The organism is Kitasatospora sp. NPDC001261, from assembly GCF_042896795.1.
Lineage (GTDB): Bacteria > Actinomycetota > Actinomycetes > Streptomycetales > Streptomycetaceae > Kitasatospora.
In genome coordinates, this window is the sequence record NZ_JBIAXP010000075.1 from 1 (window position 1) to 1540 (window position 1540).

Below are 1540 nucleotides of genomic sequence, written 5' to 3' on the forward strand. Positions count from 1 at the left end.
GGGTCACTCGACCTGCTGAGATCTCCGGGATCGGGGAGCATGCGACGCGGCCGTTCCCCATGCTTCGAGATGTCGAGTCACGAAGTACGAGGGAACGGCCGCTGCTTATGAGTCTTCCAGCCAACGTGCCTGCGGGCGGGGCATTGGACGTCCTGTCCCGCTTTCGGGTCGAGTTCTACGACTGTCTGTACGCCCGCGCGGATGCGTTGTTCGAGCTCACGGATGCGGTGCTGTGCGCGGACGGCCCGGTCAAGACTTTGGTCGAGCTGTCACTGGCCGTCGAGCACCGGCGCGGGCACGGCGCCTTGTATGCGGCGCTGGACCGTGGCTGGTTGGAGCCGACGCGCCTGCGCCGGGCCCTGGCCGAGCTGCCGCTGCCGAAGGCGGCGGACGGGCGGATCATGCTGGCCGTCGACGTGTCCAACTGGCTGCGGCCCGATGCCCCCACCAGCAACAACCGTCTCTTCTGCCACGTCTATGGACGCGGCGATCGCACCCGCGATCAGCTCGTCCCCGGCTGGCCCTACTCCTTCGTCGCCGCCCTGGAAGCCGGACGCACCTCCTGGGTCGCACTGCTGGACGCCGTGCGACTGGGCCCTGCGGACGACGCAACGCTCGTGACCACCATCCAACTACGTGACGTCATCGAGCGGTTGATCCGGGCAGGACAGTGGACGCCGGACGATCCACAGATGCTGGTCGTCATGGACTCCGGCTACGATGTTGCCTACCTCTCCCACGCCCTGGCCGACCTGCCGGTCGTGCTTGTCGGACGGCTTCGCTCGGACCGGGTCATGCTCCGCGATCCGGGCCCGGCCCGCCCCGGACCGAAGGTCGGGCGGCCCCGCCGACACGGCGGCGTCCTCACTTTCGCCAAGCCCGAAAGCTGGCACCAGCCCGACGTCACCACGGCTACGGACACCACCCGCTACGGCAAGGCCGAGGCGATGGCCTGGGACCGGATGCACCCCCGGCTCACCCACCGAGGCCCCTGGCTGGAGCGCACCGAGGAAGAACTGCCCGTCCTGCACGGAACGTTGGTGCGCTTGCAGGTCGAGCGACTGCCGGGCGATCGCGACCCGAAGCCGGTCTGGCTGTGGTGCTCGGCCGCCGGCGCCACGCCGACGGACGTGGACCGCTGGTGGCAGTTGTTCCTCCGCAGATTCGACCTGGAGCACACGTTCCGGCTGATGAAGCAGACCCTGGGCTGGACCGCCCCGAAGGTTCGCCACGCGGACACTGCCGACCTGTGGACCTGGCTGATCATCGCCGCCCACACCCAGCTCCGCCTCACCCGGCCCCTCACCGAGGACCTCCGCAGGCCCTGGGAACGACCGGCCGAGCAACGGCGCCTCACCCCTGCCCGCGTCCGCCGGGGGTTTCGCAACATCCGCGCGACAGCCACCTGCCCAGCAGCCGCACCGAAACCGTCCCGACCGGGGCCAGGACGGCCTCCAGGCTCGAAGAACAAGCACCGAGCCAAGCGCCATGACGTCGGCAAGACCGTCAAACGCGCCAAGACGATCAAGAAACACCAAGC

Annotated in this window: 1 protein-coding gene; it reads left to right on the plus strand. The window is 69.2% G+C overall.

Annotation, left to right across the window (positions count from 1 at the left end; genetic code table 11):
- Nucleotides 1-107 precede the first annotated feature (107 nt).
- On the plus strand, nucleotides 108-1540 hold a 1433-nt coding region (locus ACFY4B_RS42580; RefSeq protein WP_387977196.1), incomplete at its 3' end, for an NF041680 family putative transposase.